Genomic DNA, 16,412 nt, shown 5'->3' with positions numbered 1-16,412 from the left:
GTCTGTCTCAGGGAGATCCCGGGGACTTTCTCGTCAGAGGAGCAAGGAAGGCCCCGACAGCGCTGAAAGACATGAAGGCGCTGGGCAGGGCCCATCCGGGTCAGCACTCGATGATGTTCACCGCGAGCCCGCCCCGGGCCGTCTCCTTGTACTTGACGGACATGTCCGCGCCGGTCTCCTTCATCGTCTTGATGACCTTGTCGAGGGAGACCTTGTGGGAGCCGTCGCCGCGCATGGCCATGCGGGCCGCCGTGACGGCCTTGACCGCTGCCATGCCGTTGCGTTCGATGCACGGGATCTGGACCAGGCCGCCGACCGGGTCGCAGGTCAGGCCGAGGTTGTGCTCCATGCCGATCTCGGCCGCGTTCTCGACCTGCTCGGGGGTGCCGCCGAGGACCTCCGCCAGGGCGCCCGCGGCCATCGAGCAGGCCGAGCCGACCTCGCCCTGGCAGCCGACCTCGGCGCCGGAGATGGAGGCGTTCTCCTTGAAGAGCATGCCGATCGCGCCCGCGGCGAGCAGGAAGCGGACCACTCCGTCCTCGTCGGCGCCGGGCACGAAGTTGATGTAGTAGTGCAGCACCGCCGGGATGATGCCCGCGGCGCCGTTTGTCGGGGCGGTGACCACGCGGCCGCCCGCGGCGTTCTCCTCGTTCACGGCCATCGCGTAGAGCGTGATCCACTCCATGGCGCGGGCCAGCGGGTCGCCCTCGGCGCGGAGCTGGCGCGCGGTGACGGCCGCGCGGCGGCGCACCTTCAGGCCGCCGGGCAGGATGCCCTCCTTGGCCAGGCCGCGGCCCACGCACGCCTGCATGACCCGCCAGATCTCCAGCAGGCCCGCGCGGATCTCCTCCTCCGTGCGCCAGGCCCGCTCGTTCTCCAGCATCAGGGAGGAGATCGACAGACCGGTCTCCCGGGTGAGGCGCAGCAGCTCGTCGCCGGTGCGGAAGGGGTACTTCAGTACGGTGTCGTCGAGCTTGATGCGGTCCGCGCCGACCGCGTCCTCGTCCACGACGAAGCCGCCGCCCACGGAGTAGTACGTCTTGCTGAGCAGCTCGGCGCCCGAGGCGTCGTACGCCCACAGGGTCATGCCGTTCGCGTGGTAGGGGAGCGCCTTGCGGCGGTGCAGTACCAGGTCGTCGTCGAAGGAGAACGCGATCTCGTGCTCGTCGAGCAGCCGGAGGCGCCCGGTGGTCCTGATGTCCTCCACCCGCCGGTCGGCGTTCTCGACGTCGACGGTGCGGGGCGAGGAGCCTTCGAGGCCGAGCAGCACCGCCTTGGGCGTGCCATGGCCGTGTCCGGTGGCGCCGAGGGAGCCGTAGAGCTCGGTGCGCACGGTGGCGGCCGACTCCAGCAGGCCCTCGTTGCGCAGCCGCAGGGCGAACATGCGTGCAGCGCGCATCGGGCCGACCGTATGGGAGCTGGACGGGCCGATGCCGATCGAGAACAGGTCGAAGACCGATATGGCCACGGGGTACTCCTCAATACGGGGGTGGTGCTGGGCCCGGCCGGGCACCGCGCCTCCTACCAGTGTGCGCGGTGCCGGCCGGAAGGTGACTTACGGGGTGAGACCCGGGTAGAGCGGGTGCTTGTCGGCGAGGGCCTTCACCCGGGACTTCAGCGCCTCGGCGTCGTAGGACGGCTTGAGCGCCTCGGCGATGACGTCCGCGACCTCGGCGAAGTCCTCGGCGGTGAAACCGCGGGTCGCCAGGGCGGGGGTGCCGATCCTGAGGCCCGAGGTGACCATCGGGGGGCGCGGGTCGTTCGGGATCGCGTTGCGGTTGACCGTGATGCCGACCTCGTGGAGGCGGTCCTCGGCCTGCTGGCCGTCCAGCGCGGAGTTCCGCAGGTCGACCAGGACCAGGTGGACGTCGGTGCCGCCGGACAGGACGTCCACGCCCACGGCCCGGACGTCGTCCCCGGCCAGGCGCTCGGCCAGGATGCGGGCGCCGTCCAGGGTGCGCTGCTGGCGCTCCTTGAAGTCCTCGCTCGCCGCGATCTTGAAGGCGACCGCCTTGGCGGCGACCACATGCTCCAGGGGACCGCCCTGCTGGCCGGGGAAGACCGCGGAGTTGATCTTCTTGGCCAGCTCGGCCGTCGAGAGGATCACACCGCCGCGGGGGCCGCCCAGCGTCTTGTGGGTGGTGGTGGTGACGACATGGGCGTGCGGGACCGGGTTCGGGTGCAGGCCCGCCGCGACCAGACCGGCGAAGTGCGCCATGTCGACCATGAGGTAGGCGCCGACCTCGTCCGCGATCCGGCGGAAGGCGGCGAAGTCCAGCTGCCGGGGGTACGCCGACCAGCCCGCGACGATCAGCTTGGGCCGGTTCTCCTTGGCGAGGCGCTCGACCTCGTCCATGTCCACGACACCGCCGTCGCCCACGTGGTACGCGACCACGTTGTAGAGCTTGCCGGAGAAGTTGATCTTCATGCCGTGGGTCAGGTGCCCGCCGTGGGCCAGGTTCAGGCCCATGATCGTGTCACCGGGCTTGAGCAGCGCGAACATCGCGGCCGCGTTGGCCTGCGCGCCCGAGTGGGGCTGCACATTGGCGTGCTCGGCGCCGAAGAGCTCCTTGACGCGGTCGATGGCGATCTGCTCGACCACGTCGACGTGCTCGCAGCCGCCGTAGTAGCGGCGGCCCGGGTAGCCCTCGGCGTACTTGTTGGTGAGGACCGAGCCCTGCGCCTCCATGACCGCGACCGGGGCGAAGTTCTCCGAGGCGATCATCTCGAGGGTGGACTGCTGGCGGTGCAGCTCGGCGCCGAGGGCGGCGGCGACGTCCGGGTCCAGCTCGTTCAGGGGCGTGTTCAGAAGTGACATGGTTGCCTTCCTCAGCTGCCGGAGAACTCGGTGTACTCGTCCGCGGTGAGCAGGTCGGCGGGCTCCTCCGACAGGCGCACCCGGAACAGCCAGCCGTCCTCGAAGGGCGCGGAGTTCACCAGCGACGGGTCGTTCACCACGTCCTCGTTGACCTCGGTGACCTCGCCGGAGACCGGGGAGTAGAGGTCGCTGACCGACTTGGTCGACTCCAGCTCGCCGCAGGTCTCGCCCGCGCTCACCGTCTCACCGACCTCCGGGAGCTGCACGTAGACGACATCGCCGAGCGCGTTGGCCGCGTGCTCCGTGATGCCGATCGTCGAGACGCCGTCCTCGGCGCCCGACAGCCACTCGTGCTCCTTGCTGTAACGCAGCTGCTGGGGGTTGCTCATGGCCTGAATTCTCCTGTACGCGCGGGAGTGGTGGTGAAGGGGGGACTGCTGGGACGTGCGTGAGCGCGCCGGGAGGGCACGGAGCCCCGTCCGGGCGGCCCAGCGTCTACTTCTGGCGCTTGTAGAACGGCAGCGCCACGACCTCGTACGGCTCGTGGCTGCCCCGGATGTCCACCGCGACACCGGCGGTGCCGGGCGCGGAGTGCGCGGCGTCCACGTACGCCATCGCGATCGGACGGCCCAGGGTGGGGGAGGGCGCCCCGGAGGTGACCTCGCCGACCACCTCGCCGCCGACGGTGACGGGGTACCCGGCCCGCGGCACCCGACGCCCCTCGGCGACCAGGCCGACCAGGACCCGCGGCGGGTTCTGCGCCGCCCGCCCGGAGGCCGCGAGGAGCGCCTCGCGCCCCACGAAGTCGCCCTCCTTCTCGAACTTCACCACCCGGCCGAGCCCGGCGTCGAAGGGGGTCAGCGCGGTGGTCAGCTCGTGCCCGTACAGCGGCATGCCCGCCTCCAGGCGGAGCGTGTCCCGGCAGGACAGACCGCAGGGGGTCAGACCGACCGCGGCGCCCGCCTCGGTCAGCGCCCGCCACAGCTTCTCGGCGTGCTCGGGGGCGGTGAACAGCTCGAAGCCGTCCTCGCCGGTGTAGCCGGTACGGGCGATCAGCGCCGGAACGCCCGCGACCGTGCCGGGCAGGCCCGCGTAGTACTTCAGGCCGTCCAGGTCGGCGTCGGTGAGGGACTTCAGGATGCCGGGGGACTCGGGACCCTGGACGGCGATCAGGGCGTAGGCGTCCCGGTCGTCGCGCACCTCGGCGTCGAAACCGCCGGACCGCTCCACCAGCGCGTCCAGGACCACCTGCGCGTTGGAGGCGTTGGCGACGACCATGTACTCCTGCTCGCCGAGCCGGTAGACGATCAGGTCGTCGAGGATGCCGCCGTCGGCCCGGCAGATCATGGTGTAGCGGGCGCGGCCGACACCGACGGAGCCGATGTTGCCGACCAGGGAGTGGTCCAGCAGCCGGGACGCGCCGGGGCCGGACACGGTGATCTCGCCCATGTGGGAGAGGTCGAAGAGACCCGCCCTGGTCCGGACGGCGAGGTGCTCGTCGCGCTCGGAGCCGTACCGCAGGGGCATGTCCCAGCCGGCGAAGTCGGTCATCGTCGCGCCCAGCGAACGATGCAGGGCGTCGAGCGCGGTACGGCGCAGGGGGCTGCTGCTCATCGGTTGTGCTCCCAGGGCGATGGGTCCCCTCGCGCGAGCGGGGCCGGGCGGGGGAGGGGCGGGCGAGGTCGTTCCTCCCCATCTGTCATCGGAACCTGAGAGGTTCGCCATGACCCCGCCGGGCGGGGATGTCACGGCTTGCACCTTGGGTGGGGCCGCCCGGGGCGGCCCGCTTTCCAGATGTGCCTCGCCCGCGCGGTATCGGGGCCTGAGAGATTCAAGGGAGGGACTTGCTCCTTCGGCGCCCGGGGGACGTACGTCGGACGACGTACGGACCGGGACTCTCCCGCGCGGATTCAAGCGGCCGGTATGCAGTTGGCGGGCACATCATTGCACGCCTCGCCCGGGAGCGGCAGGGCCCCGTCCGTTACCGGCCCGTGGCAGAACGGCGACACCGTCACCCCCTGTTCCGCATTACCTTCTCTTTACACTCGATGGGGACGGGACTTCCTGACCCCCAGGGGAGGACGATCACGGTGGACAGGACGACGGCATACGCGACGACTCCGGGCATCGCGACGACTCCGGGCATCGCTGCGACCCCGGGCACCGCGACGCCCCCGGCCATCGCGGCGCCCCGCGGGCCGGGGTCCCCGGCCCGCGGGACCCGCCGGGAGGACGCGCCGACCTCGGGCGCCCGCCGGGCGGAGCGGGTCGACTCCGGGGCCCGCCGGGTGGAGCCGCCGACCTCCGGGACCCGCCAGGCGGAGACGCCGACCTCCGGGACCCGCCATGAGGAACGGACTGCCCCCGGTGCCTGCGTCCGCGATCTGCGCGACCGCGCGGGCTCCGGCCCGCGCGGGCTGACCTTCGGACCGGGCGACGTCGTCGTCATCACCGGACTGCCCGGCAGCGGCAAGTCGACCCTGATGCGCCGTGCCGTGCGGGGCGCCCGGGTCGACTCCCAGGACGTCCGGGCCCGCTGGGACGGGCGCCTGGCGCGCTTCCTCCCCTACGCGGTCTACCGCCCCCTGGTCCGCCTCGCCCACTACGCCGGTCTGCGCCGTGCCCTGCGCGGGCGCACCGGGGTCGTGGTGCACGACTGCGGCGCCCAGGGCTGGGTTCGCTCCTGGCTGGCCCGCGCCGCCCGGCGCCGCGGCGGCGCCCTCCATCTGCTGGTGCTCGACGTCCCCCCGACGGCGGCCCTCGCGGGCCAGCGCGCCCGCGGCCGCGGAGTGACGCGGTACGCGTTCCTCAGGCACCGCCGGGCCACCCGGCGGCTGCTGGGCCGCGTCGAGCGGGGAACGGTCCCGGACGGCTGCGGCTCGGTGGTCCTCCTCGACCGGGCGGCGGCCGACGGACTGCGCCGGATCGCCTTCACGGACCCGGCCGGGAGCGGACCGACCCCGCCGCCCGAGGAGCACGCGCCGCGCACCGGTTAGCCTTGCCCCTCTCAGCAGCGGTTCCTCAGTTCTTCAGCAGGCGGTAGCAGATGGACTTCCCGGCGGACCTTCCCGCGGACTTCCCCGCACAGGCGTACCCGCATCCGCACGGCGGGTGGCCGGGCAACGAGCTGGAGGAGGTGCTCTCCGCCTCGCTCGGCGTCCCCTCGGCCGGCGCCCGGATCGTGGAGGTCCTCGGCCGCAGCTTCCTGTGGGTGCCGCTGCCGAGCGGCGGCGGCCCGCACAGCGGACCGCTCGACCTGCCGACGCTGGAGATCGAGGGCCAGGCGTATGTGCCGGTGTTCAGCTCGGAGGAGCAGTTCCGCCAGGTCGTCGGGGGACACCTGGCGTACACGGTCGCGCCCGCCGTCGAGTTCGCCCGCGGGCTGCCCCCGCAGGTCGGCATCGCGGTCAACCCGGGCGGTGTGGTCGGCATTCCGCTGCCGCCGGAGGCCGTGGCCGAGGTGTGCCGGGTGCTGCGCACCCCGCTGGACGGGCCGGTGGGCGGCGGGCGCGTCCGGCTCTTCGAGCCCGACTGGCAGGACGACCCGGTGGACTTCCTGGCCGCCGCCTCGGCCGAGTTCTCGGCGACCGGGGTGGTGCTCAGCGCGCGCCGCTGCCTGGCCGCGATCGAGACCGCGGACCCGGTGATGTTCATCGGTGTCGAACTCGCCTCCTGGGAGGGCGACATGCGCGCCGTCCCGCTGGACGCGCTCGGCCGGGCGCTCGGCCGGGCGCCGGTGGCGATGCCGGTGAACATGGTGTTCCTGGATGTGGCGCAGGACCCGGTCGGGGACTGGCTGCGGGAGCAGGTCCGGCCCTTCTACCAGCACGGTTACTGAGCCGCCCGGCGCTGCGGCGCGCGCTCCCCGGCCGACGGCGGCGGCCGCGCGCCGGAGTGCTGTCGGTACGGCGCCTTAACCTGGTTTCATGGCCGGGACGGGACGGCCCGCTCCCGGCCGGGAGCGAGCCCGGACCTTCGCGCGGCCGCCGGGGGACGCGCGTCCCGCGGACAGGAGAGAATGGCCCGGGTCGGGCGGTGCGGCCGAAAACCGCGCCCCGCCCGCCGAGGGTCGTCGCCGGGCCACCGCCGGGTGGCCGGGTTACGTCGTGAAGTCGGGTTTCGTCGTGAAGGGGCGGTAGAGGGTGAGCGCGTCGGGCACGGCCGCGGCCGGACAGGTCGAGCAGATGCTGCGCCAGGTGACGCCCGGGCGTTACGACGCCTACGAGGCGCTGCTGCGCGTCCTCGCGACCCCGTCCTCCGGCCAGGTCTGGATGCTGCTCTGGCACGGCCAGGCCGGATCGCCCGACGCCCAGTACGGGAACATGGAGGTGGGCGGCTACGGCTACGTGCCGTGCGTCACCTCCGCCCAGGAGCTCTCGGCCAGCGGCTGGAACCGCTCGTACGAGGTGGTCGACGGCCTCGACGTGGCCCGCACCCTCTACCCGGACCACTACGGCCTGTGGCTGAATCCCCATGCGCCGGGCGGCGGTGTGGGCATCCCCTGGCTGGACCTGCGCCGTATCGCCACCGGGCTGGAGCGCCAGCCCATCGGCCCGCTCAGCCTCGCCGAACCGGCCATCCGGATCCCGGAGTTCTACGCCCTCCTCACGCAGAACGCGCACCGCACGCCCGCCGTGCGCTCCCTGCGCCGGGCCTGGGTGCAGCCCTCCCTCGGCGCCCCGTATCTCGCCATCGGCCTGGACGTCTACGACACCTCGCCGCCCGCCGTGGACTCGGTGCGCGCGATGATGCAGCAGTCCGTCACGGCCGTCCCCGAGGGGCTGCCCGTGTCGACCGTCGCGATGTCCGACGAGTACGACCCGGTCGCGATGTGGCTCCGCGCCCGCGCCCGCCCGTTCTACGACCGCGAGGCCCACGCGGCCCAGGCCCCGATCCAGCCGCCGGTCCAGGCCCCGGCCGCCGGGGGCTACGGCTATCCGCCGGTGCACGGCGCGTACTGACCCCGGCCACGGGCGCACACCGCCCCGGAGGACGCCGCCCCGGAGGACGGCCCGCACCACCCCGGTCACTGGCGCGTACTGACGCCGCTCCGCGCCGAGTTGGGCGCCACCGCGCCCGCTGATGATCAACTCCGGTGCGGAGGGTCCCTCTTCGCGCGTAGACCTGATCGGAAGATCCAAGTCTTGGGCGGTGTGCCCCGGTTGGCGGACGTCCGCACCGCGCTACCCCGCGTCCGGATAACGGAACCCTCCTACCCGTATCACGTTTGCGCATCCATTCACCGCCAAGTCTGGCAACTGATCGCCGAAGCGTTGAAGACTCCCGCTTCAAGGGGTTCCCGCCCCTGTGTACCACGGACTGATCATGCCGCCTTCTGCGGCAAGTGCGGGCCGGTCAACGCCGGTTGAGAGGGGTCCCTGCCAGATGACGGCACCATTGCACGAGCCGACCGCGGAAGCGGCACCGAGTGCTGCCGAGGAAGCGGCCGTAGCCAGTGCTGACGCGAAGGCTGTACAGGGACGTTCCCTGGGCCGGATCGCCTGGGAGCGCCTCAAGCGGGACAAGCTCGCCCTCGCGGGCGGCATCGTCGTGCTGGTCCTGATCCTGATGGCGGTCCTCGCGCCGCTGATCACCAGCCTGGCCGGCCAGGACCCGGACGCCTACCACGAGAACCTGATCGACCCGCTGTTCGGTACGCCCCACGGGTCGCTGGGGGGCATCAGCGGCGACCACCTCCTGGGCGTGGAACCGGTCAACGGGCGCGACATCTTCGCCCGCATCGTCTACGGCGGACAGATCTCGCTCCTCGTGGGCTTCCTGTCCGCGCTGGTCGCCGTGGTCCTCGGTACCGTCCTCGGCATCCTCGCCGGCTTCTTCGGCGGCTGGGTCGACTCGGTCATCAGCCGTGTCATGGACGGTCTGCTCGCCTTCCCGCAGCTGCTGTTCATCATCGCCCTGGTCTCGGTCATGCCGAACCAGATGTTGGGCCTGACCGGCACGGGCGTGCGCATCTTCGTGATGATCCTGGTCATCGGGTTCTTCGGCTGGCCGTACGTGGGACGTGTGGTGCGCGGCCAGACGCTGTCGATGCGCGAACGGGAGTACGTGGAGGCGGCGCGCTCCCTCGGCGCCGGGCGGTTCTACATCCTCTTCAAGGAACTGCTGCCCAACCTCGTCGCGCCGATCATCGTGTACACGACGATGATGATCCCGACCAACATCCTCACCGAGGCGGCACTCAGCTTCCTGGGCGTGGGCGTCAAGCCGCCCACCGCCTCCTGGGGCCAGATGCTCTCGAACGCGATCGACTACTACGACTCGGACCCCATGTACATGGTGGTCCCCGGTGTGGCGATCTTCATCACCGTGCTCGCCTTCAACCTCTTCGGCGACGGCGTGCGCGACGCGCTGGACCCCAAGGGCTCCCGCTGAACTGCCGTACCCCCAGCGTCCCGTGGCACCAGCACGGGGTCTCTCATCTATCCGGAGGATCCGAGATCGTGACTACCCAACGCACCTCAGGGCGGCCGAAGCAGGCCATGGCCGCTGCCGCGGTGGTCGCCGCGCTGCTGACCACGGCGGCGTGCGGCGGCGGTGACAGCGACGGCTCGAAGAACGGCGCGGCCGGCTTCGACGCGGCGAACAACAAGGTCGCCCAGGCCTCGCTGGCCAAGAAGGGCGGCGAGCTGAAGTTCGCCAGCGCCCAGGACGCCGACTCCTGGGACACCACCCGCGGCTACTACGGCATGGCGTGGAACTTCATGCGCTACTACAGCCGCCAGCTGGTCACCTACAAGACCGAGCCGGGCAAGTCGGGCGCCGAGCTCCAGCCCGACCTGGCCACCGACATGGGCAAGGTCTCGGACGGGGGCAAGACCTACACCTTCACCCTGCGGGACGGCCTGACCTGGGAGGACGGCAAGCCGCTCACCGCGCAGGACGTCAAGTACGGCATCGAGCGCTCCTGGGCGCAGGACGTCCTCTCGGGCGGCCCGATCTACCTGAAGAACGTGCTCGACCCGAAGAACACGTACAAGGGCCCCTACAAGGACACCTCCAAGGACCACCTGGGCCTGAAGGCGATCGACACGCCCGACGCGAAGACCCTGGTCTTCCACCTGCCCCAGCCCAACTCGGACTTCCTCCAGATGCTGGCGCTGCCCTCCGCGTCCCCGGTCCGCCCGGACAAGGACACCAAGTCCAAGTACGCGCTGCACCCCTTCTCCTCCGGCCCGTACAAGTTCCAGTCGTACGACCCGGGCAAGGACCTCGTCCTGGTCCGCAACACCAACTGGAAGCAGTCCTCGGACCCGGTCCGCAAGGCGTACCCGGACAAGATCAGCGTCAAGTTCTTCACCAACGCCAACGAGCTGGACCAGCGCCTGATCTCCGGCGACTACGACCTGGACCTCAACCAGACCGGTCTGTCGCCGCAGGGCCGCACCATCGCCCTGAAGCAGCACAAGGGCAACCTGGACAACCCGGTCTCCGGCTACGTGCGTTACGCGGCCTTCCCGCAGAGCGTGAAGCCCTTCGACAACATCCACTGCCGCAACGCCGTGATCTACGGCGCCGACCACGTGTCGCTCCAGACCGCGCGCGGCGGCCCGGTCGCCGGCGGCGACATCGGCACCAACATGCTGCCGCCGTCCGTGCCGGGCGCCGAGGGCCAGAAGTACGACCCGTTCCAGATCGCCGGTGCGAACAAGAACGGCAATGTCGCCAAGGCCAAGGAGGAGCTGAAGGCCTGCGGCAAGCCGAACGGCTTCAGCACCACCATCGCGGTCCGCAACAACAAGCCGGTCGAGGTGAACACCGCCCAGTCGCTCCAGGCGTCGCTGAAGAAGGTCGGCATCAACGTCCAGATCGACCAGTACGACGGCTCGCAGACCGCCGGCATCATCGGCAGCCCCGCCAACGTCCAGAAGAAGGGCTACGGCATCATCATCATGGGCTGGGGCCCGGACTTCCCGTCCGTCCAGGGCTACGGTCTGCCGCTGTGGGACAGCTCGTACATCACGCAGAGCGGTAACAACAACTTCGCCCTGATCAAGGACAAGACGATCGACGGGCTGTTCGACCAGTACACCAAGGCGACCGACCCGACGCAGCAGACCCAGCTCGCCACGGAGATCAACCACAAGGTCATGGAGGGCGGTTACTACCTGCCCTTCACCTTCGAGAAGTTCATCAACTGGCGCTCGAACCGGCTGGCGAACGTCTACACGACCAACGCGTACAGCGGTCAGTACGACTTCGTCAACCTGGGCCTGAAGTCCTCGAAGTAATCCCCGGCACACCCGCCGAACGGCACGAAAGGCAGGTGAAGGCCGGCGCGGCGTGACCGCGGGCCACCGGACATCCTCCGGCGGCCCGCGGTCCGCGGCGGGCCGTACGCTGTGCTCGCTTACCTCATCAGGCGGCTGATCGCCGCCGCAGTGATGCTCGTGGTCATCGTCCTGGTGGTCTTCAGCATCTTCTTCCTCGTCCCCAAGTGGGCGGGCGTGGACATCGCCACGAGCTTCGTGGGCAAGCAGGCGGACCCGGCCGCCGTCGAGGCGGTACGGGAGAAGCTGGGTCTGAGCGACCCGATCTACGCCCAGGTCTGGGAGTTCTTCAAGGGCATCTTCGTGGGCCGCACCTACTCGGGCGGCGGCGACGTCACCCACTGCGCCGCCCCGTGCTTCGGCTACTCCTTCCGCAGCGAGCAGGCCGTCTGGCCGGTGCTCACCGACCGCTTCCCGGTCACCCTGGAACTGGCGCTCGGCGCGGCCGTCCTGTGGCTGGTCTTCGGTGTCGCGGCGGGTGTGCTCTCCGCCCTCAAGCGGGGCAGCCTGTGGGACCGCGGCGCGATGGTCGTGGCCCTCGCGGGTGTCTCCCTGCCCATCTACTTCACCGGCCTGCTCAGCCTGGCGATCTTCGCCTTCGGACTGAACTGGATCAAGGCCGAGTACGTCCCCATCGACCAGAACTTCACGGGCTGGTTCGGCGGCATGATCCTCCCCTGGATCACCCTGGCGTTCCTCTACGCCGCGATGTACGCCCGGATCACCCGTGCCACCATGCTGGAGATCCTGGGCGAGGACTACATCCGCACCGCCCGCGCCAAGGGCCTCAAGGAGCAGGTCGTCATCGGCAAGCACGCCATGCGCTCCACGATGACGCCGATCCTCACCATGCTGGGCATGGACCTCGGCGCCCTCATCGGCGGCGCGGTCCTGACCGAGACCACGTTCAGCCTGCCCGGCCTCGGCCAGAAGGTGCTGGACGCCATCAAGAACCAGGACCTGCCCTTCATCCTGGGCGTCACCCTGATCACCTCGCTCGCGGTGATCCTCGCCAACCTCGTGGTGGACTTCCTGTACGCCGTGATCGACCCCCGAGTGAGGCTCGCATGACCGAACTCAGCAAGACCGGATCGGCGGTGGGCGAGCCCACCAGCGGCTCGCCCGCTCCCACCGCGTTCCTCGAAGTACGCGATCTGAAGGTGCACTTCCCGACCGACGACGGCCTGGTCAAGTCCGTCGACGGACTCAGCTTCCAGCTGGAGAAGGGCAAGACCCTCGGCATCGTGGGCGAGTCGGGCTCCGGCAAGTCGGTCACCTCGCTCGGCATCATGGGCCTGCACACCGCCGGCCAGTACGGCAAGCGCAAGGCCCAGATCTCCGGCGAGATCTGGCTGGAGGGCACGGAACTGCTCTCCGCCGACCCGGACTACGTGCGCAAGCTGCGCGGCCGGCAGATGGCGATGATCTTCCAGGACCCGCTGTCCGCGCTGCACCCGTACTACACGATCGGCCAGCAGATCGTGGAGGCCTACCGGATCCACCACAACGTCGACAAGAAGACCGCCCGCAGGCGCGCGGTCGAGATGCTCGACCGGGTGGGCATCCCGCAGCCGGACAAGCGGGTGGACAGCTACCCGCACGAGTTCTCCGGCGGTATGCGCCAGCGCGCGATGATCGCGATGTCGCTGGTCAACAACCCCGAACTGCTCATCGCGGACGAGCCGACCACCGCCCTGGACGTGACCGTCCAGGCGCAGATCCTCGACCTCATCCGCGATCTCCAGAAGGAGTTCGGCTCCGCGGTCATCGTCATCACCCACGACCTGGGCGTCGTCGCCGAACTGGCCGACGACATCCTGGTGATGTACGGCGGCCGCTGCGTCGAGCGGGGCCCGGCCGAGAAGGTGTTCTACGAGCCCCGCCACCCCTACACCTGGGGCCTGCTCGGCTCGATGCCGCGTCTGGACCGCGAGCAGCAGGAGCGCCTGATCCCGGTCAAGGGCTCCCCGCCCTCCCTGATCAATGTCCCGTCCGGCTGCGCCTTCAACCCGCGCTGCCCGTACGCGGACGTCCCGAAGGACAACGTCACCCGCACCGTCCGGCCGGAGCTGACCGAGGTCGGCGGCCGCCACTGGGCCGCCTGCCACATGCCGCAGGAGCAGCGGGAGCGTATCTGGACCGAAGAGATTGCGCCGAAGCTGTGAGTGAGAACGCAGAGGACAAGGCAGTGAGCATCCCTGCCCAGAGCGACGGCGAGGCGCAGGGCTCCGGCGCGGCCACCCTCACCCGGGACGCCGCGCCCGGCGAGACCCTGCTGAAGGTCACCGGGCTCCAGAAGCACTTCCCCATCCGCAAGGGCCTGCTCCAGCGGCAGGTCGGCGCGGTGCGCGCGGTCGACGGACTGGACTTCGAGGTCAGGTCCGGCGAGACCCTGGGCGTCGTGGGCGAGTCGGGCTGCGGCAAGTCCACGATGGGGCGGCTGATCACCCGGCTGCTGGAACCGACCGCGGGCAGCATCGAGTTCGAGGGCAAGGACATCACGCATCTCGGGGTGAGCGGCATGCGCCCGCTGCGCCGCGATGTCCAGATGATCTTCCAGGATCCGTACTCCTCGCTGAACCCGCGCCACACCATCGGCACCATCGTGGGCGCTCCCTTCCGGCTCCAGGGCGTCACGCCCGAGGGCGGGATCAAGAAGGAAGTGCAGCGGCTGCTGTCGGTCGTGGGTCTCAACCCCGAGCACTACAACCGGTATCCGCACGAGTTCTCCGGCGGTCAGCGCCAGCGCATCGGCATCGCCCGGGCGCTCGCGCTCAACCCCAAGCTCGTCGTGGCCGACGAACCGGTCTCCGCGCTGGACGTGTCGATCCAGGCACAGGTCGTCAACCTGCTGGACGACCTCCAGCAGGAGCTGGGCCTCACCTATGTGATCATCGCCCATGACCTGTCGGTCGTCCGGCATGTTTCGGACCGGATCGCAGTGATGTACCTGGGCAAGATCGTCGAGCTGGCCGACCGGGAATCGCTGTACAAGGCGCCGATGCACCCGTACACCAAGGCGCTGATGTCGGCGGTGCCGATCCCGGACCCCCGGCGCAGGTCGGCGAAGAGCGAGCGCATCCTGCTCAAGGGCGACGTCCCCTCGCCGATCGCGCCGCCGAGCGGCTGCCGCTTCCACACCCGGTGCTGGAAGGCGACGGAGATCTGCCGTACCACCGAGCCGCAGCTCCTGGAGCTGAAGCCCGGCCAGCGCGTGGCCTGCCACCACCCCGAGAACTTCGAGGACCAGGCCCCGCAGGACACCGTGCTGCTGTCCGACGCCAAGGCGGCGGCGGAGCTGGTGCCGGACGCGGTGCTGGAGGAGTCGGCGGAGACGTCGGCCGCGCTGGCCGCGGAGGTCCAGGCGGAGGCAGCGTCATCGGCGGAGGCGACGTCCACGGCGGAGCCAGGAACGGCTGCCGAGGAGCCTGCGGAGGCCACTGCGGAGGAGCCGACGGAGCCCGAGGAGCCGGCGGAGCCTGCGGAGGCCGCCGCCGAGGAGCCGCCGAAGCCCGCCATGCCTGCGAAGGCTGCCACGCCTGCGAAGCCTGCTGCGCCCGCGGAGCCCGAGGAGCCGGCGGAATCGGCCGAATCGGCCGAATCGGCCGAATCGGCGGAGGCCGCCGCCGAGGAGCCGGCGAAGCCCGAGTCCGACGGCCGGAAGTAGCCGTCGGGCAGGCCCGGTTGTGCCCCGGTGACCGGATTCCGGTCGCCGGGGCACAACCGTCCCCGCCCCGTCCCCGCCTCACCCCGTCCCGGGCCGCGGCCCGGGACCGCCGCATGACGGATTGGTAAAGTCATGTACATGCTCGAAGGGGAGGGCGCAGAGTCGGGCGTGTCCGTCTGATCGACAGCACGCTCGAAGGGACGACTCATGGCACTCTCCCGTTCGGCACGCTTAGGAGCCCTCGTCGCGGCGGCGGCCTCCTTCCTCGCCATCGCGGCCTCCTCCGCGCCCGGCCCCGGAGCCGAGGGCATCGGCGACTCCTACTTCCCCCAGCTCGGCAACGGCGGCTTCGACGCCCGCCACTACAACCTCGATGTGGCGTACGACCCGGCCGGCGGCCGTCTCGACGGCCGTACCACCCTCACGGCCCGGGCCACCCAGAACCTCACCTCCTTCGATCTCGACCTCCAGAAGCTGGAGGTCTCGCGGATCGAGGTGAACGGCAGACGGGCCGCGTTCACGCGCAAGGGCGACGAGATCCGGATCACCCCGCGCGGCGTTCTCCCCCGGGGCAGGAACTTCACGGTCGCCGTCACCTACGGCGGGATCCCGCAGCCGCTCAGCGGCCCCATCGTGTTCGGCTCCCAGTACGGCTGGATGAAGACGGACGACGGTGTCTTCGTGGCCTGCGAGCCCAACGCCGCCTCCACCTGGTTCCCCTCCAGCGACCACCCCTCCGACAAGGCCACCTACGACATCCGGATCAAGGCGCCGAAGGGCCTGACCGCCGTGTCCAACGGCAGGCTGGTGTCGACGTACGACCAGGGCGGCCGGACGGTCACCCACTGGCGCGAGTCCCGGCCGATGGCCACCTATCTGGCGACGGCCACCATCGGCAAGTTCGATGTGCGGACCGGACGCACCCCCTCGGGCATCCCGATCTACGTCGCCATCGACCCCGCCCTGGGGAACGCCAACCGCGTCGATGTGTACGCCGTCACCGCCGAGGCCACGGACTACTGGTCCAAGGTCTTCGGGCCGTATCCCTTCGAGGAGACCGGCGCCATCGTCGACAACATGCCGGAGGCCGGGTTCTCGCTGGAGGTCCAGTCCAAGCCCGCGTACTCGGCCGTCCGCTCCGAGACGACCATCGTGCACGAGCTGGCCCACCAGTGGTTCGGCGACTCGGTCTCGGTGGAGCGCTGGAAGGACATCTGGCTCAACGAGGGCTTCGCGACCTACGCCCAGTGGCTGTGGGCCGAGCACAAGGGCACCCGCTCCGCCCACGACTCCTTCGTCGCGGCGTACAACTCCATCCCGGCGGGCAACACCTTCTGGCAGCTGAAGGTGGCCGACCCGCAGCGGGACACCATGTTCGCCGACGCGGTCTACGAGCGTGGCGCGATGACCCTCCAGGCGCTGCGCGAGCGCATCGGCGACCCGGCCTTCTTCCGCCTGCTGCCCGCCTGGACAAAACTCCACCGCTACGGCAACGCCGACACCGCCGACTTCATCCGGCTCGCGGAGAAGATCTCCGGGCAGCAGCTGGACGACCTGTTCCAGCAGTGGTTGTACACGGGGGCGAGGCCGACTCTGTAACCACTCCGTTTTGGAGCCCTTACCTTGCATTGCAAGGTGC

Annotated in this window: 13 protein-coding genes and 1 riboswitch; of the genes, 9 read left to right on the top strand and 4 right to left on the bottom strand. The window is 70.5% G+C overall.

Annotation, left to right across the window (positions count from 1 at the left end; genetic code table 11):
* Positions 1-100: 100 nt before the first annotated feature.
* From ACIHAA_RS17455 to gcvT, 4 genes are all read right to left on the bottom strand, one after another.
* Entirely contained in the window at positions 101-1,468 is a 1,368-nt protein-coding gene (locus ACIHAA_RS17455) for an L-serine ammonia-lyase (RefSeq protein WP_399817913.1), read from the bottom strand.
* Between the two features lie 87 nt (positions 1,469-1,555).
* Complete coding sequence (glyA, locus tag ACIHAA_RS17450) at positions 1,556-2,818, bottom strand: serine hydroxymethyltransferase (protein WP_399817911.1); 1,263 nt, start codon at positions 2,816-2,818, stop codon at positions 1,556-1,558.
* Between the two features lie 11 nt (positions 2,819-2,829).
* Positions 2,830-3,207 (bottom strand): glycine cleavage system protein GcvH, encoded by a 378-nt coding sequence (gene gcvH, locus ACIHAA_RS17445; RefSeq protein ID WP_399817909.1) that lies wholly within the window; start codon positions 3,205-3,207, stop codon positions 2,830-2,832.
* Between the two features lie 106 nt (positions 3,208-3,313).
* On the bottom strand, positions 3,314-4,432 hold the full coding sequence (gcvT, locus tag ACIHAA_RS17440; protein ID WP_399817907.1) for a glycine cleavage system aminomethyltransferase GcvT: 1,119 nt from the start codon (positions 4,430-4,432) through the stop codon (positions 3,314-3,316).
* 186 nt (positions 4,433-4,618) lie between these two features.
* Positions 4,619-4,731, bottom strand: a riboswitch (glycine riboswitch).
* A gap of 177 nt (positions 4,732-4,908) precedes the next feature.
* Here gcvT and ACIHAA_RS17435 point away from each other — a divergent pair.
* From ACIHAA_RS17435 to ACIHAA_RS17395, 9 genes are all read left to right on the top strand, one after another.
* On the top strand, positions 4,909-5,814 hold the full coding sequence (locus ACIHAA_RS17435; RefSeq protein ID WP_399817905.1) for an AAA family ATPase: 906 nt from the start codon (positions 4,909-4,911) through the stop codon (positions 5,812-5,814).
* Positions 5,815-5,864: 50 nt separating this feature from the next.
* A complete protein-coding gene (locus tag ACIHAA_RS17430) occupies positions 5,865-6,656 on the top strand; it encodes an enhanced serine sensitivity protein SseB (protein ID WP_399817903.1) in 792 nt (263 codons plus the stop codon).
* A gap of 304 nt (positions 6,657-6,960) precedes the next feature.
* Positions 6,961-7,779, top strand: coding sequence for an enhanced serine sensitivity protein SseB C-terminal domain-containing protein (locus tag ACIHAA_RS17425; RefSeq protein ID WP_399817901.1), 819 nt, complete (start codon positions 6,961-6,963; stop codon positions 7,777-7,779).
* Between the two features lie 424 nt (positions 7,780-8,203).
* The gene (locus ACIHAA_RS17420; RefSeq protein WP_399817899.1) at positions 8,204-9,211 is read left to right on the top strand and encodes an ABC transporter permease; all 1,008 of its coding nucleotides are present in this window, start codon (positions 8,204-8,206) and stop codon (positions 9,209-9,211) included.
* A gap of 68 nt (positions 9,212-9,279) precedes the next feature.
* Positions 9,280-11,067, top strand: coding sequence for an ABC transporter substrate-binding protein (locus ACIHAA_RS17415; RefSeq protein ID WP_399817896.1), 1,788 nt, complete (start codon positions 9,280-9,282; stop codon positions 11,065-11,067).
* A gap of 111 nt (positions 11,068-11,178) precedes the next feature.
* Complete coding sequence (locus tag ACIHAA_RS17410) at positions 11,179-12,177, top strand: ABC transporter permease (RefSeq protein ID WP_399817894.1); 999 nt, start codon at positions 11,179-11,181, stop codon at positions 12,175-12,177.
* Positions 12,174-13,271 (top strand): ABC transporter ATP-binding protein, encoded by a 1,098-nt coding sequence (locus ACIHAA_RS17405; protein ID WP_399817892.1) that lies wholly within the window; start codon positions 12,174-12,176, stop codon positions 13,269-13,271. Before ACIHAA_RS17410 ends, ACIHAA_RS17405 begins: the two co-directional genes overlap by 4 nt.
* 23 nt (positions 13,272-13,294) lie before the next feature.
* Positions 13,295-14,773: an ABC transporter ATP-binding protein gene (locus tag ACIHAA_RS17400; protein ID WP_399817889.1), complete on the top strand. Its 1,479-nt coding sequence runs from the start codon at positions 13,295-13,297 to the stop codon at positions 14,771-14,773.
* Between the two features lie 207 nt (positions 14,774-14,980).
* Positions 14,981-16,372, top strand: a complete 1,392-nt coding sequence (locus ACIHAA_RS17395; protein WP_399817887.1) for a M1 family metallopeptidase — start codon at positions 14,981-14,983, stop codon at positions 16,370-16,372.
* Positions 16,373-16,412: the final 40 nt, after the last annotated feature.

Source organism: Streptomyces sp. NPDC052040 (genome assembly GCF_044548405.1).
Lineage (GTDB): Bacteria > Actinomycetota > Actinomycetes > Streptomycetales > Streptomycetaceae > Streptomyces.
This window is presented reverse-complemented; position numbering and strand designations above follow the sequence as displayed.

Excerpts from the sequence above, each read along its gene's own strand:
- ACIHAA_RS17420 (WP_399817899.1), top strand. The coding sequence starts at position 8,204 with ATGACGGCACCATTGCACGAGCCGACCGCGGAAGCGGCACCGAGTGCT.
- ACIHAA_RS17405 (WP_399817892.1), top strand. The coding sequence starts at position 12,174 with ATGACCGAACTCAGCAAGACCGGATCGGCGGTGGGCGAGCCCACCAGC.
- ACIHAA_RS17395 (WP_399817887.1), top strand. The coding sequence starts at position 14,981 with ATGGCACTCTCCCGTTCGGCACGCTTAGGAGCCCTCGTCGCGGCGGCG.
- glyA (WP_399817911.1), bottom strand. The coding sequence starts at position 2,818 with ATGTCACTTCTGAACACGCCCCTGAACGAGCTGGACCCGGACGTCGCC.
- gcvH (WP_399817909.1), bottom strand. The coding sequence starts at position 3,207 with ATGAGCAACCCCCAGCAGCTGCGTTACAGCAAGGAGCACGAGTGGCTG.
- ACIHAA_RS17430 (WP_399817903.1), top strand. The coding sequence starts at position 5,865 with ATGGACTTCCCGGCGGACCTTCCCGCGGACTTCCCCGCACAGGCGTAC.
- gcvT (WP_399817907.1), bottom strand. The coding sequence starts at position 4,432 with ATGAGCAGCAGCCCCCTGCGCCGTACCGCGCTCGACGCCCTGCATCGT.